20 protein-coding genes and 1 pseudogene are annotated in these 24,869 nt (G+C 64.8%); 7 read left to right on the top strand and 14 right to left on the bottom strand.

What is annotated here, in order from left to right:
* Positions 1–118 precede the first annotated feature (118 nt).
* The 5 genes and pseudogenes from H7J93_RS14360 to H7J93_RS14380 all read right to left on the bottom strand — a co-directional run bounded on the left by H7J93_RS14360 (position 119) and on the right by H7J93_RS14380 (position 6,112).
* Positions 119–1,963: an AMP-dependent synthetase/ligase gene (locus H7J93_RS14360; protein WP_267307011.1), complete on the bottom strand. Its 1,845-nt coding sequence runs from the start codon at positions 1,961–1,963 to the stop codon at positions 119–121.
* Between the two features lie 274 nt (positions 1,964–2,237).
* A pseudogene (locus tag H7J93_RS14365) lies at positions 2,238–2,898 on the bottom strand (1-acyl-sn-glycerol-3-phosphate acyltransferase).
* The gene (locus H7J93_RS14370; RefSeq protein WP_267306933.1) at positions 2,885–3,346 is read right to left on the bottom strand and encodes a hypothetical protein; all 462 of its coding nucleotides are present in this window, start codon (positions 3,344–3,346) and stop codon (positions 2,885–2,887) included. Before H7J93_RS14370 ends, H7J93_RS14365 begins: the two are co-directional and overlap by 14 nt.
* Positions 3,339–4,712, bottom strand: coding sequence for a wax ester/triacylglycerol synthase domain-containing protein (locus H7J93_RS14375; protein WP_267306934.1), 1,374 nt, complete (start codon positions 4,710–4,712; stop codon positions 3,339–3,341). Before H7J93_RS14375 ends, H7J93_RS14370 begins: the two co-directional genes overlap by 8 nt.
* Entirely contained in the window at positions 4,709–6,112 is a 1,404-nt protein-coding gene (locus H7J93_RS14380; protein WP_267307012.1) for a wax ester/triacylglycerol synthase domain-containing protein, read from the bottom strand. Before H7J93_RS14380 ends, H7J93_RS14375 begins: the two co-directional genes overlap by 4 nt.
* A gap of 254 nt (positions 6,113–6,366) precedes the next feature.
* Between H7J93_RS14380 and H7J93_RS14385 the strand changes: the two genes are divergently transcribed.
* Positions 6,367–7,248: a universal stress protein gene (locus H7J93_RS14385; protein WP_267306935.1), complete on the top strand. Its 882-nt coding sequence runs from the start codon at positions 6,367–6,369 to the stop codon at positions 7,246–7,248.
* 2 nt (positions 7,249–7,250) lie between these two features.
* Here the strand turns inward: H7J93_RS14385 and otsB are convergent, their stop codons facing one another.
* Together otsB and H7J93_RS14395 are read right to left on the bottom strand one after the other, a co-directional pair.
* A complete protein-coding gene (gene otsB, locus H7J93_RS14390) occupies positions 7,251–10,970 on the bottom strand; it encodes a trehalose-phosphatase (protein WP_267306936.1) in 3,720 nt (1,239 codons plus the stop codon).
* A 29-nt stretch (positions 10,971–10,999) separates the two neighbouring features.
* Positions 11,000–11,953: a 1-phosphofructokinase family hexose kinase gene (locus tag H7J93_RS14395; protein WP_267306937.1), complete on the bottom strand. Its 954-nt coding sequence runs from the start codon at positions 11,951–11,953 to the stop codon at positions 11,000–11,002.
* Positions 11,954–12,157: 204 nt separating this feature from the next.
* Between H7J93_RS14395 and ppsA the strand changes: the two genes are divergently transcribed.
* The gene (gene ppsA, locus H7J93_RS14400; protein WP_267306938.1) at positions 12,158–14,434 is read left to right on the top strand and encodes a phosphoenolpyruvate synthase; all 2,277 of its coding nucleotides are present in this window, start codon (positions 12,158–12,160) and stop codon (positions 14,432–14,434) included.
* Here the strand turns inward: ppsA and H7J93_RS14405 are convergent.
* Positions 14,431–15,030: a zinc ribbon domain-containing protein gene (locus H7J93_RS14405; protein ID WP_267306939.1), complete on the bottom strand. Its 600-nt coding sequence runs from the start codon at positions 15,028–15,030 to the stop codon at positions 14,431–14,433. The two genes, ppsA and H7J93_RS14405, sit on opposite strands and share 4 nt — an antisense overlap.
* A gap of 4 nt (positions 15,031–15,034) precedes the next feature.
* The gene (locus H7J93_RS14410; RefSeq protein WP_267306940.1) at positions 15,035–15,439 is read right to left on the bottom strand and encodes a PNPOx family protein; all 405 of its coding nucleotides are present in this window, start codon (positions 15,437–15,439) and stop codon (positions 15,035–15,037) included.
* Between the two features lie 196 nt (positions 15,440–15,635).
* Here H7J93_RS14410 and H7J93_RS14415 point away from each other — a divergent pair, with 196 nt between their 5' ends.
* A complete protein-coding gene (locus H7J93_RS14415) occupies positions 15,636–15,890 on the top strand; it encodes a hypothetical protein (RefSeq protein WP_267306941.1) in 255 nt (84 codons plus the stop codon).
* A gap of 69 nt (positions 15,891–15,959) precedes the next feature.
* Here the strand turns inward: H7J93_RS14415 and H7J93_RS14420 are convergent, their stop codons facing one another.
* The 3 genes from H7J93_RS14420 to H7J93_RS14430 all read right to left on the bottom strand — a co-directional run bounded on the left by H7J93_RS14420 (position 15,960) and on the right by H7J93_RS14430 (position 18,227).
* Positions 15,960–16,952 (bottom strand): Acg family FMN-binding oxidoreductase, encoded by a 993-nt coding sequence (locus tag H7J93_RS14420; RefSeq protein ID WP_267306942.1) that lies wholly within the window; start codon positions 16,950–16,952, stop codon positions 15,960–15,962.
* A gap of 110 nt (positions 16,953–17,062) precedes the next feature.
* Positions 17,063–17,965 carry a universal stress protein gene (locus tag H7J93_RS14425; protein WP_267306943.1) on the bottom strand — a complete coding sequence of 301 codons (903 nt, stop codon included), beginning with the start codon at positions 17,963–17,965 and terminating at the stop codon, positions 17,063–17,065.
* A 16-nt stretch (positions 17,966–17,981) separates the two neighbouring features.
* Positions 17,982–18,227, bottom strand: a complete 246-nt coding sequence (locus tag H7J93_RS14430; RefSeq protein ID WP_267306944.1) for a three-helix bundle dimerization domain-containing protein — start codon at positions 18,225–18,227, stop codon at positions 17,982–17,984.
* 200 nt (positions 18,228–18,427) lie between these two features.
* Here H7J93_RS14430 and fdxA point away from each other — a divergent pair, with 200 nt between their 5' ends.
* On the top strand, positions 18,428–18,781 hold the full coding sequence (fdxA, locus tag H7J93_RS14435; RefSeq protein ID WP_267306945.1) for a ferredoxin: 354 nt from the start codon (positions 18,428–18,430) through the stop codon (positions 18,779–18,781).
* 183 nt (positions 18,782–18,964) lie between these two features.
* Positions 18,965–19,180, top strand: coding sequence for a hypothetical protein (locus tag H7J93_RS14440; RefSeq protein WP_267306946.1), 216 nt, complete (start codon positions 18,965–18,967; stop codon positions 19,178–19,180).
* A 49-nt stretch (positions 19,181–19,229) separates the two neighbouring features.
* Here H7J93_RS14440 and H7J93_RS14445 read toward each other — a convergent pair whose 3' ends face one another.
* Positions 19,230–19,922, bottom strand: a complete 693-nt coding sequence (locus H7J93_RS14445) for a mycothiol-dependent nitroreductase Rv2466c family protein (RefSeq protein ID WP_267306947.1) — start codon at positions 19,920–19,922, stop codon at positions 19,230–19,232.
* A gap of 111 nt (positions 19,923–20,033) precedes the next feature.
* Here H7J93_RS14445 and H7J93_RS14450 point away from each other — a divergent pair, with 111 nt between their 5' ends.
* Complete coding sequence (locus H7J93_RS14450) at positions 20,034–20,924, top strand: beta-keto acid cleavage family enzyme (RefSeq protein ID WP_267306948.1); 891 nt, start codon at positions 20,034–20,036, stop codon at positions 20,922–20,924.
* A 69-nt stretch (positions 20,925–20,993) separates the two neighbouring features.
* Entirely contained in the window at positions 20,994–24,149 is a 3,156-nt protein-coding gene (locus H7J93_RS14455) for a bifunctional cytochrome P450/NADPH--P450 reductase (protein WP_267306949.1), read from the top strand.
* Here the strand turns inward: H7J93_RS14455 and H7J93_RS14460 are convergent.
* Positions 24,146–24,778, bottom strand: coding sequence for a L,D-transpeptidase family protein (locus H7J93_RS14460; protein WP_267306950.1), 633 nt, complete (start codon positions 24,776–24,778; stop codon positions 24,146–24,148). The genes H7J93_RS14455 and H7J93_RS14460 overlap by 4 nt on opposite strands.
* Between the last annotated feature and the right edge of the window lie 91 nt (positions 24,779–24,869).

Genomic DNA, 24,869 nt, shown 5'->3' on the forward strand with positions numbered 1-24,869 from the left:
GGTGGTTTCTGCGTGTCCTCTGCTTCGGTAGGCCCCGGCAGCCAATGGTCGTACAACACATCCCTTGGCCAAGGATGATCTTGTCCGACGGGCAGTGAGACCTCATTTCAGCTCGCCCCTAGGAATCCATCGGGCGCTCCCCGTACAGACCGGCGATGACGTCGGCGGAATTCTTCACGATGACGTTTCGCTTGGCCTTGAGGCTGGGCGTGAGGTCACCTGCGGCTATCGACAGTTCCCGTTCCAAAATGGCGAACTTCTTGATCTGCTCCCATCGATTCAACTGCGCGTTGAGTTCGGTGACATAGCCACCGATCAGTTCCCGCGTAGAGTCGTGGCGTGCGATCTCGATGAAGGACATGCTCGCCAGGCCGTTGTGTGCCGCCCAGTCAGTGATCGCGTCGCCGTCCAGGCTGACCAGCGCAACGCAATATGGGCGCGCATTGCCCAACACAATCATCTCGCTGGCGTACGGACAGATCGCCTTGAAGGCGGCCGAGATCGCCGACGGTGCCACGTACTTGCCCTGCGAGGTCTTGAAGAGATCCTTCTTGCGGTCGGTGATACGGAGGAAGCCGTCGTCGTCGATGGCACCGATGTCGCCGGTGTAGAGCCAGCCCGCCTGATCGAGCGCTTCGGCCGTGGCCTGTTCGAGGTTGTGATAGCCGGTCATCACGCCGGGACTGCGCACGAGGATCTCGCCGTCGTCGGCTATCTTCACCTCCGTGCCCGGGAAGGGCAGCCCGACAGTTCCGAACCGGTAGGCGTTGGGACGGTTGATGAATGACGCCGCCGCCGTCTCGGTAAGGCCGTATCCTTCGAGCACGATGATGCCCACGGCGTCGAACCACTGAGCGATGTCGCGGTTCAGCGGCGCGGCAGCCGAGACGAAGAACCGTAGTCGCCCGCCGAAGCGTTTCCGGATGACCGAGAACACCAATCGGTCGGCGATCGCGTGCTCAATCGACAGCAGCGGCGACAGTCGGCTGCCGGCTTCCCTTGCCCGAGACGCCTTGACTCCCACCGCGATCGCCCAGTCAAAGATGCGCTTTTTGAGCCCACCTTTCTCGACCATCATCGCTTGGATGCGTGCGTAAGCCTTCTCGAAGATCCGCGGTGCGGCCGCCATGAACGTCGGATGCACGACCGCGAGGTTGTCGACGATCTTGTCGACCCGGCCGTCGATTGCCGTCGAGTAGCCGATCATCAACGGCAGCGCCAACATGACCTTGCCGAAGGCGTGCGCCAACGGCAGCCACAGGTAGTTCAGGTCGTCGGCTCGGAGGATGTCGAGCGCATCGATCGCCGCGGCTGTGTAGACCCACGCCCGGTGCGGGAGGAGCACGCCCTTCGGGCGGCCCGTAGTGCCGGAGGTGTAGATGATGCTGGCCAGGTGGTGGGGATGGATGTTGTCGACCCGACGCTGGACGACGTCGGGAGACTGGGCAAGTAGTCGTTCGCCGAGCGCCTCGAGCTCGGCCAGGCTGATCACCAGATCACCGTCACCCTCGCCGCCGATGATCACCACCTTCTCCAGCTCGGGTAACTCAGCGCGATACGAAAGCACCTTGTCGACTTGCGCCTGGTCTTCGGCAATGACCAAGCGACTTCCTGAGTTGGCGACGATGAAGGCGACGTCGCGCGCGTTCGTGGTGGGGTAGAGCGTCGTGGTGGCCGCCCCGGCGCACAGCACCGAGAAGTCAACCAGCACCCACTCGTAACGCGTCGACGATGCCAGTGCGACGCGCTCCTGGGGCGCGATGTTCAATGCGATCAACCCGGCGGTGATGCGGCGGGCGCGGTCACCGACCTGCTGCCACGTGACACTCTTCCAGTGTCCGTCATCGAGAAAGCGGAACGCCTCGGCCCCGGGCGTCGCGGCCACGCGGTCCAGGAACAACCGGGCCACCGACGGTGCCGTGTCGGCAAGCACGCCCGCGCGGTCCGCCTCGGCGGCAGGCAGACCGCACTGGACCCGCGCACGTCGACTGCCCACATCAGGCGCAAACACATTGTTGCTCAGCACAATTTGTTCTGTATGACGGGCATCTTGTTCTGTACGACGGGCGTCTCGCATGGCAACCTCCTAGGAGCGTGCCTCGACTAGACGAAAGGTGATCCGCCCGCTCCGACGAGTCACGGCAGCACTCGACCTCGATTCTGCGACCCCCGCGCAGGGGCGGGTAGCCCACTGAGTCCCTTTCGGCAGGGCCGAACGGCCCTATCTCCCCACGCCGTCACCCGATTACGGGCAGTCGGCGTTTGCGCGCCAGCGCAACCATCGCGTGCTGCATCACGGCGCGCACGTGTGCGTCGACCCTTCGCACGTCGGGGTCGTCACCGAACTCGGCGGCGATGTCGATCGGGGGGCAGCACCTGGGTGACGATCTTGGTGGGCAGTGGAATGTTGATCGGCAACACCACGCTGAGGCCGAACGGGAAACCGATCGTGACCGGAAGGATATTGGTGCGGAGGGAGGTCGGCCGGTAGACGTCGTAGTCCCCGCCGGGGAAGACCAGCACCAGGCCACCGGCCGCGAGGGCCTCGGATGCGTGCTCGGGGGTGGCCCGGATGACACCGGTTCGCTCGAGGAACCCGGCCGCCGGTCCGCGAAACAGGTTGTCGTGGGCTAGCGCGTAGAGCGGCCGCTCGTATCCGAAGGTCTTGTAGTAGTCGACGGCAATCACCGACATGTCGACGGTGACGAGCCCACCCGAATGATTGGCTACCATCAGCGCGGCCCCGGGCGGGACGTGCTCCAAACCCAGAACCTGTGACCGGAAGTAGGTCTTCACAATCGGGCGCTGCAGGTCCACGAAGCGTTGCGTCAGACCCCGATCCCACTTCGCCGCTACCGAAGGTTCGTCAGCCGTTCGTCCCACGTCATCGTGGTGCATCGTTACGTCGGTTCACACGCGCCAATGGCGCTGATTTCTGCACCGCGTCCGACGGCTCGCCGGGCACGAATCTCGACGGGACGACGCGCAACGCCAGCGCGCCGAGTGCCAGCACCGACACCGCAGGAGTGAGGAACAGCAGAATCGCCCAGGCAAGCTGCACGCCCGCCCCGCTCAGTGCCCTCACCAAGGTGAATACCGCGACGAGGCAGCTGACGCCGCCCGCAACGACCGCGATCACGACCGCGGCAGCGACCGCACGTCCGATGCCGTAGTGCCGGAATCCCGTAACGGCCAACAGCGTCGCCGTGGGAGCGAGAATGACCAGCGCGCCCAACCACGGCGAGTCCGCACCGACTCGCAACCCGGGTACGAGAACGAGCGTGGCGAGGAAAGCGGCGCCGACAACGCCAGCGACCGCGAGACTTCGACCATTAGTCCTAGACATGGTCCACGCCAAGGGCCAACACCTCGTCGAAGCCTGCGGCGAGGCTGTCCATGAACACGTCGTGGTCGGGAATCGCACCGGTGTCCACGTCGATGCCCAGCGTGCACACATCCACGTATGTCAACAACGTGACGTTGACGGCCGCGCCGATCGTCGGGCCGAATGCGTACTGTGTCAACACCTTGGCGCCACCGAGGAACACGGGCACGGGAATCCCCGGTACGTCGCTGCACAGGAAGTCGATATTGCGCAGGATCGAGCCGATGTACCAGCGTGGCATCATGTTCAGCGCTCCGGCGATCCATTGCGTGTACGGCAGCGACTTCTCGTGACGCACCTTGCCGGTCCTGTCGCGGATCTGGCGGATTCGCTCCTCGGGATCGGCTATGCCGACCGGCACATCGAACCGCATGATGGTGATGCGGTTGCCGCCCATTTCGTCGCCCTCTTCGCGCAGGCTCATGGGCATCGTCAGGTGAAGGTCGCCGACCGCGACGCCGTGCTTTTCGTGGTAAATGCGAAGCCCCCCGGCTACGCCCGCAACGAAGGCGTCGTTCAATGCACCGCCGCCGTGATGAGCGGCCACCCGCAGCTGTGCGAACGGGATCTCGAGTACACCGAGCTTTCGGATGAGGCTGCGATTACTCATCAGCGAGGAGCCCCTGCGGCTCACAGGACGCATGGTGCGGTAGACCGAGGCGGCCAACTCGGCGGCCGACGAAACGCTGTCCACTGGCTGCATAATGCCGTTGGCAATCATCTTCGGAGCATTCTTCAGAGTGCCCGTCAGCACGTCGGCCACCAAACCGGCGCCGTATCGCGCGGTGTCGCGGTAGCCCCGCAGCGGCTGTGGTGGAGGAACTTCAGGCCATGGCTGAACAGACTCGTGCCGCTCGGGAACCTCGGACAGATCGAAGAGAATCATCCCGATCTGGATACCCCCAACACCGTCGGTCAGTGCGTGGTGGAACTTGAGAAGCACTGCTGCACCGTTGTTTTCGACTCCGTCGATTAGCGTGGCCTCCCATAGGGGGCGAGCCCGGTCGAAGTCCTCCATGGCCGCGACCCGCGCCATCTCCAGCACCGTGTCGATGGTGCCGGGTGCGGGCGCCGTCACCCTCCGCATGTGGAAGCCCAGGTCGAAGTCCGGGGCGTATTCCCACCTCGGCGGCGCCGGCGCCGGCGACGGAACTACACGCTGGCGCACCATCGGGACGGCACGCGAAATGACGTCGAAGCGATTGCGGACCTCGTCCCAATCCGGTGACCGGTCGAGCATGATCACCGTGACCACCGTGGAACGCAACCGAGGATCGCTTTCCATAGCCCAGGTGAAGGCGTCGCTGTTTCGCATGAATTCGGTCATCTGTGGTCACCGGCCGCTGGTGCGCCACACCACACGCCAGTTGCGAGCGCCAGCACCTCATCGAAACCGGCAGCAAGGCAGTCGAACAGGACATCGTGGTCGGGGATGGCGCTGGTATCCACGTTGATCCCGATCGCGCAGGTGTCGACGTAGGACAACAACGTGACATTCAACGCCGCCCCGATGGTGGGGGCGAACGCATACTGCATCCGCACGGCGGCACCTGCAAGAAAGACAGGTACCGGAATGCCCGGCACGTCGCTGGCCACGAAATCGACGTTCCGCAATGCGGCGCCGATATAGGACCGCGGCATCAGATTGAGCACGCCGGCGATGGCCTGGGTGTAGGAGAGCGACTTCTCGCTGCGCATTTTCGTGGTGCGGTCGTGTGTGGCGCGGATGCGGTCCACGGGGTCGGCGATGGCTGCAGGCACCTCGAACCGCATCAACGTCGCCCGGTTTCCGCCGGCGGGGTCCTCGGGTGTCCGAAGGCTGATCGGCATCGACACCGACAGGTTTCCGACCGACTCGCCGTGCTTTTCGTGGTAGCGACGCAGCCCGCCGGTGATGGCGGCGATGAAGGCGTCGTTCAACGAGCCACCGGCGATCGCGCCGGCCCGCCGCAGGGTGTCCGTGCGCGCAGAGAGCGTCGCGAGCCGGCGAATCTTGCCGCGATCACGCATGATCGGCGATCCGGGTGCACTGATAGGCCGAACGGTCCGATAGATCGATGCCACGGCCGAGCCGACGCCTTTGAGCGTTCCGGCGGGGTGGCGAACGCCTTTCACCACAAATGCGGGCGCGGCCTTTACCGAAGCGGTCACCACCGACGTGGCCAGTCCGGTGTCGTAGGCCACCATGTCCCGGACACCGCTGAGCAGCCCGGCGCTCGTCGGTATCGGCACACTCGGCTTGGGCGGACATTCGTCACCCCTTTCGGTGCGGTCGTACAGGGTCATTGCGATCTGGATGGCGCCGATCCCGTCCGTGAGCGCGTGATGGAGCTTGCACAACAGCGCGGCACCGCCGTCGGCGAGACCGTCGATCAGCGTGACTTCCCAGAGCGGACGCGCTCGATCGAAGTCGGCCATCGCGGCGACCCGCGCCATCTCCAACAGCGTGTCCACGTCGGCCGGTTGCGGCGCCGTCACACGGCGCAGATGGAACGCGAGATCGAAGTCGGGATCGAACTGCCATCGCGGCGGTGCCGGCACGAGTGACGCGGTGACCCGCTGACGGAACATGGGCATCGTCCGACTGAGCAGATCGAATCGGTCGACCAGCCGCTCCCACTCCGGTGTGCGGTCGAGCAGGACGAGGGACACGATTGTCGACCGCAGTCGAGGGTCGCTTTCCATCGACCACATGAAGGCGTCGGTGTTGCGCAGGAACTCGGCCATGGCTACCCGGCCTCGGTCACGTCGATGGGCAATTCGGTGAGCCGATGGGTTCTCACCCGGTGCGATCTCAAGGGTGGCCTCCTCGTTGGGTGCGACCTCGTTGATCAGACCACCCGACACCCTCGACGGCAGAGGGGCCAAGGCACACTCCCCGAAGTGCTTTGGTCCTTTTGCATGGCATTACGGGCCCATTGACGACCCGTTGAGGACCAAATACCCACGCCTGAAGAGCTGGCATCGTCTTGACTTGCCCTATGTCTTCGGTTGCTTCTCCGGAAATCGTTGTTGGCGTCGACGGATCCCCCGCCGCAAAGGTTGCCGTCGATTGGGCTGCACGTGACGCCGCGCAACGCGGCGCAACGCTCACCGTCGTCCACGTCGTCAGCAGTGTCCTCGGCTCGTTGTCTCAAGTGCCCCTGCCGACGGGCATCGGGAAACGGCAACAGCACTGGGCGCACGAAGCCGTCGGCGAAGCGATGGCGGTGGTGGCCGAAGTGGAGAAGGACACCGGTCCCCTGGAAGTCCGCTCCGAGATCTACTACTCGACAGCCGTGCCCACTCTCGTCGACATGTCGAAGGGAGCAGACCTGATCGTGGTGGGCAGTCGCCGCCACAGCGCCGTCGGCGGGCTCCTCGGGTCCGTCAGCGCCGGCGTCGTCCAGCACGCGCACTGCCCGGTCGCGGTCATTCACGACGAGGATCCGTTGATGCCGCATCCGGCACAGGCGCCGGTTCTCGTGGGAATCGACGGCTCCCCGTCGTCCGAGTTGGCTACGGCGATCGCCTTCGACGAGGCGTCACGCAGACACGTCGACATCATTGCCCTGCACGCATGGACCGAGTTCGGCGTTGGCGACTATCTCGGGATGAACTGGCTGGAGATGAAGACTTCGGAGGATGCGGCGCTGGCCGAGCGACTGGCGGGATGGCAGGAGAAGTACCCGGACGTGAACATCCGGCGCGAGGTCGTCTGCGAAAATCCGGCTCGTGCGCTCATCGAACGCTCCGAAGAGGCGCAGTTGGTCGTCGTCGGCAGTCACGGCCGTGGCGGATTCGCCGGCATGCTGCTCGGTTCGGTCAGTGCGGCGGTGGTTCGATCAGCGCGGATGCCGGTGATCGTCGCGCGCCAGCCGTAACGTCAACTCGCGTCGAAAGATCCACTGGGAAATCGCACGGTGCACCCGGGCGTTAGCCGTTCGACGCGGCCTCGGCACTCGATGACGATCGGCGGGACATCACGCGGGTCCACGCTGACTTCTGCACCCTTGCCGCTCACCCGGATATACACGTGATGCCCGCGATAGTGGATCGGGAATCCCAGTGCACCAAGAGAATCCGGCCAATGGGGCGACAACATCATCCGATCGCCGCGGGTTTCCAAGCCGGTGAAGCATCGTTGGACGAGGTCGACACTGCCCGCCATCGCCGCGAGGTGAATGCCCTCGGAGGTGGTACCGCCCTGGATATCGGCGACGTCGGACTTCAACACGTGCTCGAAGAACTCCATGGCGCGATCACGATTGGCCCGGGCAAGCACCCAGGTATGGACGACGCCGGAAAGCGTCGATCCGTGTGACGTCCGCGCCAGGTAGTAGTCAACCATCTCCGGTATCTGCTCAGGTGCAAGCGTGTAATCGAGCCGATCAAGCACCTCGCGTAGCTCGTCCGACGAAAGTAGATAGAGCAGCATCAGCGCGTCAGCTTGTTTGGACGCCTTGTACCGGTTGATGTCTTCACCTTCGGCTTCGAGGATGCGATCCAACCGTTGGATATTGCCGTACCGGCTGCGGTACGCGTCCCAATCCAGTTCCGCCAGCTCGTCATAACCCTCGAACTGGCTGATGCGCCCGTCGCAGAACGGCACCAACATCCGCCGGCTGACGTGATCCCACCGCTGCAGCTCGGCGTCGGTAAGTCCGAGCCGTTCACGAAAGTCGATTCGGCTGGGCAGCGGCAGGTGCTCCAAAGCCTCCATCGCACGCATGATGACCCAGACAGCCATGACGTTGGTGTACGCATTGTTGTCGATACCCTCGAAAGGTCTACCCGGATAACCGGTATGGAACTCGTCGGGCCCGATGACACCGTTGATGTTGTAGCGGTGGCGTTTCTCGTCGTACGTAGACCTGCTGACCCAGAATCGCGCGATCTCCGCCAGCATCTCGGCACCGTAGTCGATCAGATAAGCCAGATCACCCGTGACCTGGTAGTACTGCCAGACGTTGTAGGCGACGGCGATGCCGATGTGGTGCGCCCGATGACTGGGATCGGGATTCCACCGACCAGAGCGGGGATTCAGATGCAGTACAGGACTCTCCTCCCGGCCATCGCTGCCGGACTGCCAGGGAAACATGGCGCCCGCGTAACCGGCGAGCTTGGCGGCGCGGCGCGCCTCGACCAGTCGCCGATATCGGTAACGAAGCAACGACCGCGTGACCGACGGCAGCCGTAGATTCAGCACGGGGAAGATGAAGAGCTCGTCCCAGAAGATGTGCCCCCGGTACGCCTCACCGTGCAAACCGCGGGCGGGCACGCCGACATCGAGGTCGTCGCTGTTGTAGGAGACCGTCTGCAACAGGTGCAGTAGGTGCAGTCGAAGAATACGCAATTCATCGGTGTGGTCGTCGAACTGGATCGACAGGCGCTCCCATAGGTGAGCCCAGCACAGCGTGTGGGCATCCCGGATGCCGGCGAACCGCTCCTGGCGCCCGAGGCGTCGCTCGGCCGAAGCCGCAGGCTCCGACGTCGCGACATCGCGGCCCGTGACCAATGTGACGACCTTCTCGACCGAAAGCGACTGACCCGCAGCCAGTTCGGCGAAGATTTCGTGGCCGACCTCGAATTCCTCATCGACCAGTCGGTACGTCGCGGGTGCCGGCTGTCCGTCCCGCCACACGGTGGTTCGCGCGGCCACAGCGACAGGGATCTGTGACTGCGTCGTAGTCGCTTGGAGGAGCACCGAATTCGGCGTCAGCGCCCGCTTTTTCGGGGAGGTGAGGTGAGTGCTGGCGAGACCTCGGTAGCGTTCGACCATGGTGTTGCCGACATGGCCGTCCAGCGTCGATCGCACCTCGATCGTGCCGCTCCAATCCTCGGCGGTGACAGTCATTTCCATTGCGGCGACGTGCGCCTGATGCATGGCGACAAAGCGATGCTGGGATACAGAGGTTATACGGCCGGCGTGATCACGAAAGCGGAGCTCGCGCGTCAGGATGGCGCGACGAATGTCGAGGATCTGGCGGTAGTCGAGTAGCTCGACTTCGTCGACATCGAACCAGTCACCACCGTCGATGCGGAATGTGAGCGGAAGCCAGTTGGGGAGATTCACCAGACTCTCGTGCGCGGTTGTGGTGCCCGCTATCACGTCGTCGAGGCGGTTGAACACCCCTGCGGCATAGGTGCCCGGGTAATGGACCTGCCCTGCCTTGGATTCCGGTGCGGCGCCGCGCGTGGCGAAGTAGCCGTTACCCACCGTGCACAACGCCTCACGGAGTTTTTCGTTCGGCGGGTCATAGCTGTCGTATGTCAGAGTCCACGCTTCATCGGAGGTCCGCTGTTCATATGCCAGCCAATCGCCGCCGCGGCGCAGAAATTCCTCGACCTCGCCGGGACTGTTCAGCACGAACTGGGCGGCTGTGGCGCGGTCACGGTCGCCGTCTTCGGCATGACGCACCACGATCCCGACGCCGTTCAACCGAAGGGCGTCGAAGGCGTCTTCATCGGTGAGGTCGTCGCCGACGTAGATGGGCAGCACGCGCCCCGTCTGATGGATCTGGTCACGGAGCCAGCTAAGGGCTGTGCCTTTGTCCCAATCGATATCGGGTCGCAGTTCGACGATCATGCGGCCGCCGGTGACGCGCAGTCCACGGCGCTGGCCGTGCCGATGCGTTGTCGCAACGACGTCGGCCACCTGTTCGGGGGCGACGTTGCGGTAGTGGACCGCGACGGCGTAACGCTTGTGCTCGATGTTCACACCTGGAATCTGTCTGAGAGCCTCACGCAGGTCATCCGCAACGCTTTCGAGGACGGGAACCGCAGCAGCGGCCGCGTCGTTGCTGCGGTGCGTGCCGTCCGGTCCGAGGATTTCGAAGCCGTGGCTGCCCGAATACCAGATGCCACGTATCGCGATCCGCTCGCGGACATCGGCCAGATCACGCCCACTCACGATCGCCACCGGACACAACGCCGCGAGTCGCTCGAGAGCCTTCGCCGCACCGTCGATGAGCTCGGCCGCATCCGGTTCCGCCACGATCTCGGCCAGAGTGCCGTCGAAGTCGAGGCACACGAACGGCTGACGCCCAGCGACAACTCCGACCAGCTGACCATAGGAGTCGAGCGCATTCGGCAACTGCGAAATCCGCTTGTCACCCAACCGCACGGCGACCTGCGCAAGATTCTCGACGACCACGTCGGCCCCGCTGTGCCGGAGTTGCGTGGCGAGCCCCGTGTGGTCGACCCAGATGACCAGACCGAAACCCCCGTTACGGGCCGCGTGCACGCCGGCCTCCGCGGTCTCGACGACCGCGGTACGCGCCGGTGTCGTCTCCAATCTGTTGGTGGCGGCCAGCAACACCGCAGGATCGGGCTGTCCCGGCAGTCCGAGGGCATCGGCGACCAAGCCGTCGGCGTGGACGTCGAACAGGTCGTCGAGGCCGGCCGCTTTCAAGACCTCTTCGCTGTTGCGTCCCGGCGAATAGACAGCTGTGGCGACCCCCGCTTCGGCAAGCTTTCGGACGAGAGCGACTGTCGAACCGAGCACCGTCCAACCGTCATTGGGCGCAGCGTCGGTGACCACGGCGTCGAGTCCGAAGACAACGGCATCGTGGAACCGCGGATCGATGGTCGCTGTCGGCTTCATGTCTGTTCCCTGTTCGACTGTTCGATGGTTCATGCGGATACGGCAGCCAGATCCACCGGCTCCTCAGCGATCTCGAAAAGCCGCTCGGTATCGGCACGCGTACACGGAGCGGTGCCGGGCGTCATCAGCATCGCCGTTCCCGCGGCGATACCGAAGCGAACCGACGTGCTCAGCGGCCAACCGCGCGCCAGGCCCACGGTGATGCCGGCGACCATCGCATCGCCCGCACCGACGCCGCTCACCGCTCGCATCGGAATGGCGGCGAATCGGTAGCTTTCGGTCGGCGTGGCCAGCATTGCGCCCTCGGCTCCCAGCGACACCACGACGGCTTCGGCCCGGCCGGACTCGATCAGTTCGTGAGCGGCATCCAGTTGTTCGGATTCGGTCGCCAACTCACGTCCCGCGCATTCGCGGAGTTCGCGCAGACTCGCCTTGAGCATCGAGACACCACGCTTGATGTGCTGGAGACCGGCTCCCGAGGTGTCCAGGACGAAGCGGGCCCCAATCTCACCGCACATATCCGCGATCCGCTGGTAGAAGTCTGAGGGCACCCCCGGCGGCAGGCTGCCGCTGGCCACCACGAATTGCGCGGACATCGCCTGACGGTGCAGCTGTTCCACGCATTCGGCCTGTTCGGACGGAGTCAGTCGCGGCCCTGGAAGCACAAACCGGTACTGCAGACCCGTCGCCGCTTCATCGATGGTGAAGCTGTCGCGCGTCGGCTCGGCAATATCGATGCGCCGAAAGGGCACACCTGCCTCCGCGATGAGCTGCGCAAGGAAGTCACCGCTGGGGCCTCCGGCAGGGAAGACCGCCGTGACCGGCGCGCCGAGGACGTGCGCGATCTTCGCCACGTTGATGCCTCCGCCACCCGCGTCATAGCGAGCCCGCGAGCAGCGGATCTTGCTGGTGGGACGCACCTCCGGCGCAGCGACGGTGATGTCGAGCGCCGGGTTCATCGTCAGGGTGACGATCGAATCCATGGCACAACCTCCTCGCTTCATGCGCCACCACTGATCCGACTATGCGACAGATCAGCGCGGTAGGGACAGAAGTCCCGCACCGCGGTGGCATTCGTCGCAGATGCCCGCCGGCATCACCCGCTCCCTACCGCAGAGGACCTTTGACCCCAACGATCGGGCCATCGGACGCTAGGTGGGTCGCCCGGCGCGAACGAGGGTGGTGCCATGAGCGACAGATACATCCGCGACATCTCGACGCTGCGCATCTCCGATGCCGAGGAGGCCGGCGGCAAGGGTGCGAACATGGGCGAACTGGTCGCCGCGAAACTGCCCGTCCCACCCGGGTTCGTACTTCTGCGGGATTGCTACCGGGACTCGATGGCGGCGGGTGGCGTCGACGCCGACCTGGCGCAACTACACCGCGACGCGATGGAGCACGTCGCCGACACGGTGCACCTGCCGGAGCGGTGTGAGCAGTTGCAGGGACTTGTGCAAAAGGCGGGGATCGCCGATGCCGTCCGGGCACCGCTGCTCGATGCGTACCGAAAGCTCGGGCCGAACGCCGTTGTGGCCGTGCGCTCCTCGGCCACCGGCGAGGACGGTGCCGATGCGTCCTTCGCCGGGATGAACGCCACCATCACCAACGTCAGCGGCGAGGATGCTCTCATCGAGGCCGTGATGCGCTGCTGGATGTCGCTGTTCTCGCCGCGAGTGATCACCTACCGCGCCAGTCGGCAATTCACCGGGGTTCCCGCTATGGCAGTCGTGGTCCAGCAGATGATCGCCTCCGAGAAAGCCGGCGTGGCGTTCACCGCCGATCCAAGCAACGGCGCGCGGGACCGCGTGGTCATCGAGGGCGCGTTCGGGCTGGGCGAAGTCGTGGTGTCCGGCCTCGTCGAACCCGACACGTACATCGTGTCCAAGGAGTCCCTCGAGATTCTGGACGTCCGCCTCGGTCACCAGTCGTTCAAGATCGTCCGGGGACCGGACGGCAACGACGCGCGGGTCGATCTGAGCGACGAGCAAGCAGACGCCCGGGTGCTCGACGACACCGAGCTGCGCCGGGTCGCCGAACTCGCTATCGCCACCGAACGACACAACGGCTGCCCGCAGGACACCGAATGGTCGATCTCCGGCGGTCAGGTCTACCTGGTGCAGGCCAGACCGATCACCACGCTGGGTCATACGGCGGCACCCTCATCGGAAGAGCACGCAGTATTGGCCCGCGGCCTCGCGGCGGCACCGGGCATGGCGTCGGGGAAGGTACGCGTCCTCGAGACCCCCGACCAGGGCGACCGGCTGCTCGAGGGCGAGATCCTGGTCGCCCAGATGACCAATCCCGACTGGCTGCCGACCATCCGGCGGTCCGCGGCGCTGGTCACCGACACCGGCGGCATGACGTGTCACGCCGCCATCGTCGCCCGCGAGTTGGGCGTGCCATGCATCGTCGGGGCGCGCACCGCGACGCGAGACCTGCATGACGGCACCACGGTGACGGTCGACGGAGCGCACGGGCGGGTGTTGTCCGGACGTGTCGAGCCGGAGGCCCCTCGGGCCCGAACGCAGACGATCGAGGGCCGGGCGCCAATCGAGGTCCCGACCGAGGTCACCGGAACCAAGGTTTATGTCAACTTGGCGATGCCCGACACCGCCGAAGACGTTGCCGCGCAAGGGCCCGACGGTGTCGGCCTGCTACGTGCCGAGTTCATGCTGACGGAGGCGCTGCAGGGTCGTCATCCGCGCGATCTAATCGCGCATGGTGAGCAAGGCACTCTCGTCGACGGGTTGGTCGCCTCAGTCGGCCGGATCGGCGCGGCCTTCGGCTCACGGCCGGTCATCTATCGGGCAACGGACTTCCGCAGCAATGAATTCCGCGGCCTCAAGGGTGGCGAGGCGTACGAACCCGTCGAGCACAACCCGATGATCGGCTATCGCGGCTGCTATCGGTACGTCAAGGAACCCGACTTGTTCGCCCTGGAACTGCAGGCACTTGCCCGTGTGCGCGAGCAGTCGCCGAATGTGCATCTGATGATTCCGTTCGTCCGGACCAAATGGGAGCTCGAGGAGTGCCTGTCTCTGGTCGACGCAAGCCCATTGGGTCGCCAACGCGGATTGCATCGGTGGGTGATGGCCGAGGTGCCGTCAGTCATGCATTGGCTACCCGAGTACATCGGAATGGGTATCGACGGCGTGTCGATCGGCAGCAACGATCTCACCCAGTTGGTGCTGGGCGTGGACCGTGACTCCGACATCTGCGCCGAGCTGTTCGATGAGTCCGATCCGGCGGTACTGGATGCAATCGGCCAGATCATCAGCACAGCAAGGAAATTCGGGATCACCTCCTCGCTGTGCGGGCAGGCGCCGTCCACCAAACCCGCGTTCGCCGAACACCTCGTCAGGATGGGTATCACGTCGGTCTCGGTGAATCCGGACGCACTGGTGGCCGCGCGGCGGACGATCGCCGCGGCTGAGCGGCGGCTCCTCCTCGAGGCTGCGCGCTAGGCGGTTCCGGCCAGCGCTTGGCGCACCAGTTCCTGCGCCGCGTCCAGGTGCATCTCTGCCTGTTCCACGTCGACGGGAAACTCGCCGTCGTAACTGTTCGATGATCTTGCCAACACAGACATGCACATGTGGGCGGCCGCGTGCGCATCCTCGGTGGCAGCCTCCAGCTCGCTGGTCAGTTCAGGGGTGGGTGCCGGCAGGTGCGACCGAAGGTCGACCGCTGAGCTGTCATGCATCTGCCGGCAGGCCTCGTCCATTGCCTCGCGGTCGACGTGGGCCAGCGCCTGCTGCGCTTTGGAGAGGGAGCGCTGCAGGTCGACGAACGGCTCACGCGCCCCTGCCCACCAGTCCAAAACCGCTGCCTGACCGGCAGATTCCGGCGTCGAGGGATCGGCGCGCCGATCCCCGGTCACGACGAGTGTGATCGCTGCGCTCGAGAGCACGATGGCTACCACGACGATCGCCCCAGCGATCGCCCATTTGGTCCGGTACCAGACGCCGTCCGAGGGTTCCGGCGGCGCCTCGATCGGGCTGCCGCATTCGCCGCACAACTGCCACCCATCCGGGTTCGGGTGACCATGAGGACACTCCAGCATGTTGTCAGCCCCTATCGAAAGTCAGCTTGAGGAAGCGCTCGATTCCGAAAGTCTCGAAAAGGCGCCGCCGCACCGGAGACAGTTGAGGGCCGGCCGTTGCCGCGTCGATTATTTCGGGTTCGACGACGTCATAGGTGTGACCGCCTACCGAGATGGCGGCCCTTCCTGCCTCCTGCACATTGCGCAGCCAGTCGACGTCCGTGCCGTACGGCAGTGGTACGAGGAATCCGTTCACAACTTGATCGGCCACCACCGGTGTGGCGTAGTGCCGCCCCGAGCGGCGCCCGGTATGCCGCATGACCGCCGCATACCAGTACCGGCGCCCGGCCAGATACATCATCGCGGGGTTCAGCAAATGCTTGTTGAAGCTGCGCACTACATCCCTGAGCTGGGTCTTTGTGGTGCTCATGCGCCCATAGTCGTGGTCTGACACCACCACGCGTAAGGGCCGACCGGACCACGACCACAGGGACCATTGGCACCTACTCCGGTATGCCGACGCAGATGACTTTGGGCTCTAGTGCCGCGGGGACGGCTGGAGAAGGATCTGGAGAAGGATCTGGAGAAGGATGAAGCCACGTCGATGACGTCCAAGAGGAATGCCTATGACCGCGACCCCGACCCACCCCGAGCTCGAAACCGAGGATGTCGAGGCGGTCGCATGGCGGTTCCTGCGATCAGAGTTCTCCAGTCCGATCTACGCCGACTGGCCGATTGACAGGCGTCTCGAGGCCTATCTCCAGCATCACGAGGCATCCGAACTCCTCCGCAACGGATGTTTCAACGTCGTGCTGGAACGTGTCATGGCCAATATCGGTGCAGCCCTGCGCAAAGGCGTGCTTCGCAAGTCGGGCTTGTAAGGGAGCACCTCCACACTCTGGGAGGTCCGCGCGACGTTGCCGCCCGCGAGCGGCAACGCCTTCGTCCCGCTAGTCGAGCGGCGCGTCATCCAGTCGAGTGACCACTTCCGCCAGGGCGCGCCGCGGTGTGGCGGGAAGCGGATCACTGTTGATGGGAGCCCACCCGACGCGCAACAGCATTTGCGGATAGCTCTCGTTGCCGAGAACTTCCGTCCTGACCGCCTCGCGCGTTTCCGGGATCTCCAACGGCTCGGTGATCGGGCAACTCGCGAGCCCCAGCGCGGTCGCGGTCAGCAGCACCACGCTGGTGGCTTCACCGGCCCGGAGCCTCGACAGATCGTCGTCGTTGGTGGTGCCGAGCGCGAGGACCACCGCGTTGTCCTCGGCCGCGTCAACGTCGGGCGGTTGAGTAAGCGCCGATCCCGCGAACCACCGCGACGGGATTGCAGCCGACGCGTCCGGTACCGGGGTGCTCCGAGCAGGAACCCCAGCGACAGACGCATACCTTCCACTCCACGCAGCCAGTTCGGCCGAATACTCGGCGTCGGCGGAATGCCGTAAGACGGCGTCGGCAACGATGTGCTTCAGGTGGGCGATGTCGTCGATCCTGCGCATGGTCACTCCGGCGCGCGCCGCCCGAGCACCCATCAAGGCGAGATCGCCTGTGGCTACTGGCCATTCACTGTAACTGCGGCGATCGGTACGCCGGCGCGGAATCGCCGCAGCCAAACTGATGTCCAGATCGGCCGGTGTCTGCCGGCGAAGCTCGATCGAGGCCAGATGATCGGCGTCGGCGGGATTGGGGAACCGGTGGATCCTCGTCGCCCAGCCCAACGCCGCCAAGGCGATCACACAGTGGTTCAGCGCAGCACCACAACTCAGTAGCAGATCCCGCGAGTCGGGGTCTGTGTTCGGTAGTTGGCGATCACGGTCGGCGTACAGGTGCAGGCTCTCATCGCCCACCACCCAGCGCCACGGCTGAGAGTTGTGCACCGACGGTGCCCTGGTAGCCAGCAGGAGCGCCGATCTCATCGTCTCGGTGCCGGGAAAGTGTGAGCTCATTCGTCCAAACCTCGAAAGGAGAAGGTCTTGTGTCATCTGTCAGAGTGCCGCGTCCCCATCAATATGGAGAGGGTCTAAAGACCCGGATTCGAATGACTTGCGGTGTCGACCTATGCCTGACGGGCCACGATCACCGGAATCCGCGCCGCGTGCGCGACGGCTGAGCTCACCGAGCCCAGGAGCAGGCCCGCGAATGCCCCGCGACCGTGACTGCCCACAACCAGGAGCTGCGCCTGTCGCGATTCGTCGAGCAGCCGCTTGGCCGGGCTGTCCTGACCGACCACCCGCCGAACGACGACGTCCGGATAGCGTTCGCACCAGCCGGCGAGCCGTTGAGCGAGTTCTTCATCGGCCTGCGCCGCCACACCCTCGGGTGCCACGTCAATAGCGAAATCGGCGCTGTTCATCCACGTGTGGACGGCAACCAGCTCGGCGCCGCGCCGTGATGCCTCGTCGAAGGCGATGGCGGTCGCACGCTCGGATGCCGGCGACCCGTCGATACCGACGACCACGGGTGCGTCGACGGCATAGTTCGTGACCGGCTCCTCGTCGTGGATGATGGCAACCGGGCATTGGGCGTGGTGCAACAGTCCCGAACTGACCGAACCAAGCAACAGCTCCTTCACCCCGCCGAGACCGCGGCATCCGACCACGACCATCTCGGCGTCCTTCGACATGTCCGCAAGGGTGGGCACAATCGGCCCGGGAACCACCCGATGCTCCGTGGCGAAATCGGGTGCGCCGGAGGTGGCCTCGAGCACCACCTTCATGGCGTCGTTGACAACCTGCTCTGCGCGCCGGTCCCGCTCGATCCAGTAGTCGGCCGATATCGGGATGTCCACCCACGCGCCGGTGTCCACCGTGGGCAAGACGTGGACGACCGTCAACGGCACGTTGCGAAGTGCCGCGTCGCGGGCGGCCCATTCGGTCGCGATATCCGATGCGGGCGAACCGTCGACTCCGACGACGATGCCGTGATAGTTGGTATCCGAAGATGGTGTTGCAGCAGACATTTCACACTCCTTGGGACTATTGCGAGCCGACCGCTTGCATCGGCCGATCGGAACCCGCACTGCGGGCGAGGATTCGTCGACTCCTGTTGAGGGTCAGCGGAATCAAGTGCGCGGTCACAGTCGCTCGCGCGGCCAGCTCGGCGTAGACCTCGTTGACGACACTCTCGATGTCGATTCGCGTGCGGTCGGAAAATCTGGTGCGCAGCTCAGATACAACACGGTCGAGCTCGTCGCGCACCGTTGGCTCCGCGAGACTGGTCATGACCGAATTGTCGGACGGATATGCGCGCCGGGACTACGGACCAAAGTCCCGGAAACGGGTAGCGTGGGTCACTTTCGCGGCCATGGGTGACCTGCGTTGCTAACAGTCGAGGCGCACGCACATCGCGAGGGACCAAGGTCACTTGCAATCGTGCCTTTGGGCTCCCCCGCGCTGCCACATCGGGTTTCTACCGTGGTGCCATGACCTATGTGATCGGTTCAGCATGCGTTGATGTCATGGACAAGTCGTGTGTACTCGAGTGCCCGGCCGACTGCATTTACGAGGGCGCGCGCACCCTCTACATCAATCCCGACGAGTGTGTCGACTGCGGGGCGTGCAAGTTGGTCTGCCGCGTGGAGGCGATCGAGTACGAGACCGACCTCGACGACGACGACCTTTGGCACCTCGAAGACAACGCCGCGTTCTTCCAGACCGTGCTGCCCGGACGGACGGAGCCATTGGGCTCGCCGGGCGGCGCGCAGACGGTCGGCAGGGTTGGTGTCGACACCCCACGCGTAGCGGCCATGCCGGTGAGGGATCACGTAGACCACTGATCAGACCGGTTGATATGACCGACACGTAAAGGCGCTGCAACGCAGCGCCTTTACGTCACGTCCGCGTCGCGACGTAGCCCGAATAGGGGCACTTCGCCACAGTCGACAAGGGGCCCATCGGCCCTATTGCCAATCCGCCGCCGGGCGCATCCTGACGGTAATCAACCGAAGAGGAGCGCGATCATGTCGAGCGATGTGGAAATGCACAGTGATGTCGAACCGCTGATCCACTACTGCCGCACCTGCGGTCACCCAAAAGAACAACACAACCTTGACTTTCACGGTGACCCGAAAGAGGCTCACGAACTCTATCGCCACGGCGAGTACGTGTGCCATGACATGACGGGCTTGAACTCGACCGTGCATTGCATCTGCGTGGGATGGAACGGTTGGTCCTGACGAGGATCGGCGTGCGCATCAGCTCGCGCAGATCGCGCCCGGTAGGCCCTCAGGTATCGAAGGTGATGACTTCGCCCCGATTGATCGACACCCAGTCACGCGCCTCGAGGTAGGGGCGGAAGGTCTCGGTGATCAGCTTTCCGTCTTCGGGGGTCTTCGGCCGCTGAAGCTCGTACAGGTGCGGAAACTCCGTCCAGCCGACGACGGCGTCCCAGAGCCGCAGTGCTGCCTCCCCGGTGGGCGGGTCGATGAGCACCGGCCCGAAGAGACACTGCCCGTCGGGAAAGAACATCGTCGGCACGCCGTAGCCGCCGGCATCGACCACCCGCTGGTGATCGGCCATCACCTCGTCCCCGGTGGTCGGGTCGGCGATCGCCTGGTCGACCAGTTCCGGATCGAGACCGAGTTCAGTGAGGAGGTGCCGTGCGACGGCCTTCTCGTGGGGCTTGTGCCCGTCGACGTGCAGCGCCCGGCCCGCCCGGGCGTACCACGCGTCGAGGTCCCCCATCGATCGGCGCCGCAACAGCGCACCGATGCGCATCATCGACCATCCGTAGGACCATTCCCGTTCCCACGGGTGCTTCTTACCCTCTTGACGGTTGATCTCCTCGAGGCTGAAGAAGCGCCAGTTCACTTCGAGGCCCGTCAGGTCTGCGACCTCGCGAATCCACAGCGACGTCTGGTACGCGTAGGGACACATCACGTCGAAATGGAAGTCGACGGAGGCAGGACGACTCGTCACAACTGAACCCTAGGTCGCGGCGGCGAGCATCTCAATGATGGAGCCGATCAGCCAACGAATGCCACGCGAAGTGCGACGATCGCGGTCGAGCGCCAGGAAAGGAGTGTCCCGATGGACCCCGTCATCATCGAATGTGCGATCAACGGTGTGACGTCGAAGGCCACCAACCCGCATGTGCCCGTCGCACCTTCGGAGATCGCCGCTGAAGCCATCGCCTGTATGGACGCGGGAGCGGCGATCATCCACAATCACATCGATCTTCCCGGCGCCAGCGTGGAGCACGCTGTCGAGCGTTATCTCGAGGCCTGGCGTCCGGTGCTCGCCGCTCGGCCCGACGCCTTGCTCTATCCGACGATTCATTTCGATGCCACCGGCTCATGTTCATACGAGCACCTTGTTGCACTCGCCGCAGCGGGTATGCGAATCGGGATCACCGATCCCGGCTCGGTCAACCTGGGCATCAGGGACGCCGAAGGCCTACCTTCGGGTGACTTCGTGTACCGCAACTCATTCGACGTCATCGGCCGCGCCTTCGACATCTGCCGTGATGGACTGCTGGGCCCGAGTCTGGCGATCTACGAGCCGGGCTTTCTGCGAGCCACCCTCGCATGGTGGAGCGCAGGCCGCTTGCCCGCCGGGGCGATGATCAAGCTGTACTTCTCTACCGAACGGGGTTACCTCGGCGCGCCTTTCGGGCTGCCACCGACCGAACGCGCGCTCGACGCATACCTCGAACTGCTCGACGGCTGCGATATTCCGTGGGCGGTTTCCATCGTCGGCGGTGACCTGTGTGCAGATCGACTCGCCGAACTGGCCCTCGAACGCGGCGGGAACCTTCATGTGGGACTGGAGTTCTACGGCGGCGACCGCACGCCGACCAACGTCGACCTGGTGTCCGAAGCCGTGGCGCTGTGCCAACGGGTGGGCCGACGGGTCGCGACGCCCGACGAGGCCGCGCAGATCCTCGGATTGCCACTGGGGTGTCATGAATCCGGCCGGTAGCCGGCTCGGCATGCCTCAATTGTCAGAAACGTCAGATCCATGGCGCAGTGTGTTTCTATGCTGCCCGCCATGGCCGAGTTCGCACCGTCGCTGCCCCCGCAGCTCGACGACGTTCCGTCCGCTGTGGGCCGGTTGCCCACCTGGGCCGACGTCGCCGGGCGCCCCTACGCCCTGCCGATCGACATTCTGGGCGAGCGCCATGGACCGCTCTTCTACTCCGATCACAACGGCTTCCGCAAGCTGTATGCGTGCTCAGCAGACCTCGTCGATGAACTGTGCGACGAGAGCAGGTTCGCCAAGAACCTGACCCCACCGCTGGCCAGGGTCCGCCCGCTGGCCGGCGACGGACTGTTCACGGCCTATTACGGGGAACCGAATTGGCGGAAGGCGCACGATGTTCTGCTGCCCGGCTTCAGCTATGCGGGCCTGCGCAACTACCACGCTGCCATGCTCGACATCAGCTCTGCGCTCATCGCGCGCTGGGACTCGCGTGTCGGCCGCGATGCTGTAGACGCTTCTGCCGATTTGCAGAAGCTCGCGATGGACACCGTCGCCCTGGCCGGATTCGGGGCGCGGTTCAACTCCTTCGATCACGAAGGTCTGGCACCGGTGCCGGCAAGCTTCACCGCCGCGCTCGGCGATCTCGGAAACGACGGTACGACAACCCGATTCGAGACCGAACTGACATATTTGAACTCGGTTTTCGATGATCTGATCGCGGCGCACAGCACCGGCGAACCCGCAGATGTCGACGATCTGCTCTACGTCATGGTCGGGCGGGACGCGGCAGGCAATCCTGTGCTCGACCCGGAAAACATCCGCAACCAGATCATGACGTTCTTGATCGCTGGGCAGCTGACGACGTCGGAGCTGATGCCAAACGTCCTCTACAACCTGATGCATCATCCCGCTGTGTTCCGGCAGGTCCAAACCGAAGTGGATGGCGTCTTCGGGGCTGACAGCGACTACCTGCCGAGCTATGACGACATCGGAAAGTTGAGCTATTTACGGCAAGTGATCGACGAGACCCTGCGGCTGTCCCCGCCGGTGCTCGGGTTCGATCGAATGGCCCTGGCGGACACTGTCATAGGCGGAAAGTATCCGGTCAAGGCAGGCGAGGCTGTCACAGTGCTCACCGGCGCACTTCATCGCCAGACCGGCTGGGGGGACAACGTTGAGTTGTTCGATCCGGGCCGGTTCGACAGCGCGCGGGCAGCGGGGCGCCCTGCGGCGCTGTTCAAACCGTTCGGCACCGGTGCGCGGTCCTGCATCGGACGCCAGTTCGCCTTGCACGAGGCGACCATGGCCGTGGCCCGCGTGGTGCACCGGTATCGATTGATCGACTCACAACACTATGTGCTGCGATGGGAAGGCCCATTGAGCCGTCGGCCGGTTGCCTTCTGTTTCGATGTTGTCCACCGCACCCCTGACGACCGTCGGTGCGAGGTCGTCGTTACCGAGGTGTCGGCCCAGCCGACTGAAGGTCACACGTCGGCGATGAAGCAAGGCACCACGCTGGCCGTGTTGTTCGGCTCCAATCTGGGGACCTGTCGCGCCCTGGCGACCCAACTCGCCGAGGAAGCCACCACCATGGGTTGCACCGTGACCGTCGGGCCCCTCGACGACGCGGTGGGCGGCCTGCCGGACGCCGATGCGAACCTGATCATCACCTCGTCCTACAACGGGCAGCCCACCGACGACGCACGCGCGTTCGTGGCCTGGCTGTCGAGCGATGATGCCGCGCTGCGCGGCAGCCCCAACGTCGCGGTGCTCGGTGTCGGCGATCGGAACTGGGCCGACACCTACCAGGCGGTGCCCAAGCGGATCGACGAACGGCTCACAGAACTCGGCGCGACGCCGCTGCTTCCCAGAGCCGAAGCCGATACTTCCGGAGATCTCACCGGGACAGTCGAGGAATTCGAGGTCGCCCTGTGGACGGCCATGGCACAGCACTTCGGGGATCCCGATGCCGCGCCCGTCAGCGACACCGACGAACCGCTCTACGACCTCCGCCCCATCGTGGGGCCGGTCACTACAGCAATTGACCAACGTTTCATGGTGGTGCCGATGACCGTCGTCGAGAACGACGAACTGGTCAGCGCCGACAACTCGTTGGGTCAGGCGAAACGGCATGTCCGCGTTGCTCTTCCCGACGATGTCACCTATCACACCGGAGACCATCTGACGGTCCTTGCCGATAACCCGCCCGAACTGGTCGACGCCGTGCTCGAAGGACTGGGCATCGATCCCGATCAACGCCTGGCGATCAACCCGCGACGAAGCAGCCGCCGGCTCATTGCCCTCGATCGCGAGGTCAGCGTGCGTGAACTGCTCACCCATTTCGTGGAGCTGCGAAAGCCGGCCACCCCCAGCCAGTTACGTCGGCTCGCGGCGTCCAATTCGTGCGAACCGGAGCGGCAACGGCTCGAAGCGCTCGCCGAGATGACCGGACCGTGCGAACTCAGCCCGGTCGAGTGCCTGCTGGAGTTCGCGGCGTGCGATGTCACCGGAGCGGAACTGCTCGAGATGCTCGAGCCGATGACGCCGCGCCACTACTCGATCGCATCGTCGTCGAAACGATCGCCCGGCGTGGTCCACCTCATCGTCAGCGTGCTGGACGCACCCGCCAGGTCCGGTCGCGGACTCTTCAAGGGTGTGGCGTCCAACCACCTCGCAGCCATGGACCCCGGGACGCCCATCCGCGCCCGGGTGGACCAGGCGCGTGAGGCATTTCGAGCGGGCGCCGACCCCGAGAAGAATGTGATCCTGGTCAGCGCGGGTACCGGCGTGGCCCCATTCTGCGGATTTCTCGGCGACCGGTTGGCGGCGCGGGAGGCAGGCGAGCAGTACACGTCCGCGTTGTGCTTCTTCGGTGTGCGCGACCCTGACGTCGACTACATCTTCCGCGACCAGTTCGAGATGGGCGAAGAACTCGGCATCGTGCGGATGCGTCCGGCGTTCTCCCGCGCACCGCAGGATGGAGTCCGCTATGTGCAGGACCGGATCACCGCCGACGCCGACGAGGTGTGGGACCTGCTCGGCGACCCCGCGAAGGACGCCCACGTTTACGTCTGCGGGGACGGCGCGAAAATGGCTCCCGCGGTACGCGGGGCATTCCTCGACATCTACTGCGCGCGAACTGGATCCGATGAAAGTCAGGCGCGCGACTGGCTCATCGACCTGGTCGAGTCCGACCGCTACGTCGAGGACGTGTGGGCGGGCTAGGCCGAGACCAACGAGGGATTTCCCACTCCGATGGTGATCCGCGGGGACGCGGCAGGGTCTAGCCACTTCAGCACCGCACGCATCTCTTCGCGACCGATCGCGACGCACCCCCACGTGGGACTGCCGTCGGTCACATGGAGAAAGATCCCGGACACACGTCCAGGGATGCGCTGCGGGTTCACCACGATGTTCACGGCGTAGTCGTAGACAGGGCCCGAGTCGAACAGGTTCTCCGCAATCGACGACGGACTGTCAGGTCCGCGCACGTGGGTGTTGTAGGTCGGCGATTGGGGATCCTCGTCCCACCAGTCCTGGTTAGTGGTTTGGAAATACGGCATTCTCGTACCGGGATTCGGCTGGCGGCCAAAGGCCTGATCGAACCCGAAGGTGCCGACGGGCGTCCGATGCACACCGTCGGCGGGAGCGCCGACACCGACCGCCCCCACTTTCGCAGGTATCGGCCCCAGGACCACCTTCCATTGCTGACCGAGGCGTTGATAGGCGGTGAGCGTTCCGGTCGTCGCGTTTGCAGCGGGTACACCGACGACTATCCACTGGACAGTTGGGGCGGCCGCTGCGGGTGCTGCCAGCGGCACGGTCTGCAGTACCGCACAGACGAGTCCCAGCACACAACGCTTCACACGCTGACATGTTTACTGGCGTACGTGTCATCGGCGGCAAGGTCGGATAACGATTCGACGGCAAGAAGCGGCGGAACTG

This window comes from Mycobacterium barrassiae (assembly GCF_025822765.1).
In the GTDB taxonomy this organism is placed as follows: Bacteria; Actinomycetota; Actinomycetes; order Mycobacteriales; family Mycobacteriaceae; genus Mycobacterium; species Mycobacterium barrassiae.

Coding starts and splice junctions, on each gene's coding strand:
- H7J93_RS14370 (WP_267306933.1), bottom strand. CDS start 3,346: ATGTCTAGGACTAATGGTCGAAGTCTCGCGGTCGCTGGCGTTGTCGGC.
- H7J93_RS14375 (WP_267306934.1), bottom strand. CDS start 4,712: ATGACCGAATTCATGCGAAACAGCGACGCCTTCACCTGGGCTATGGAA.
- H7J93_RS14380 (WP_267307012.1), bottom strand. CDS start 6,112: ATGGCCGAGTTCCTGCGCAACACCGACGCCTTCATGTGGTCGATGGAA.
- H7J93_RS14385 (WP_267306935.1), top strand. CDS start 6,367: ATGTCTTCGGTTGCTTCTCCGGAAATCGTTGTTGGCGTCGACGGATCC.
- otsB (WP_267306936.1), bottom strand. CDS start 10,970: ATGAAGCCGACAGCGACCATCGATCCGCGGTTCCACGATGCCGTTGTC.
- H7J93_RS14395 (WP_267306937.1), bottom strand. CDS start 11,953: ATGGATTCGATCGTCACCCTGACGATGAACCCGGCGCTCGACATCACC.
- ppsA (WP_267306938.1), top strand. CDS start 12,158: ATGAGCGACAGATACATCCGCGACATCTCGACGCTGCGCATCTCCGAT.
- H7J93_RS14405 (WP_267306939.1), bottom strand. CDS start 15,030: ATGCTGGAGTGTCCTCATGGTCACCCGAACCCGGATGGGTGGCAGTTG.
- H7J93_RS14410 (WP_267306940.1), bottom strand. CDS start 15,439: ATGAGCACCACAAAGACCCAGCTCAGGGATGTAGTGCGCAGCTTCAAC.
- H7J93_RS14415 (WP_267306941.1), top strand. CDS start 15,636: ATGACCGCGACCCCGACCCACCCCGAGCTCGAAACCGAGGATGTCGAG.
- H7J93_RS14420 (WP_267306942.1), bottom strand. CDS start 16,952: ATGAGCTCACACTTTCCCGGCACCGAGACGATGAGATCGGCGCTCCTG.
- H7J93_RS14425 (WP_267306943.1), bottom strand. CDS start 17,965: ATGTCTGCTGCAACACCATCTTCGGATACCAACTATCACGGCATCGTC.
- H7J93_RS14430 (WP_267306944.1), bottom strand. CDS start 18,227: ATGACCAGTCTCGCGGAGCCAACGGTGCGCGACGAGCTCGACCGTGTT.
- fdxA (WP_267306945.1), top strand. CDS start 18,428: ATGACCTATGTGATCGGTTCAGCATGCGTTGATGTCATGGACAAGTCG.
- H7J93_RS14440 (WP_267306946.1), top strand. CDS start 18,965: ATGTCGAGCGATGTGGAAATGCACAGTGATGTCGAACCGCTGATCCAC.
- H7J93_RS14450 (WP_267306948.1), top strand. CDS start 20,034: ATGGACCCCGTCATCATCGAATGTGCGATCAACGGTGTGACGTCGAAG.
- H7J93_RS14455 (WP_267306949.1), top strand. CDS start 20,994: ATGGCCGAGTTCGCACCGTCGCTGCCCCCGCAGCTCGACGACGTTCCG.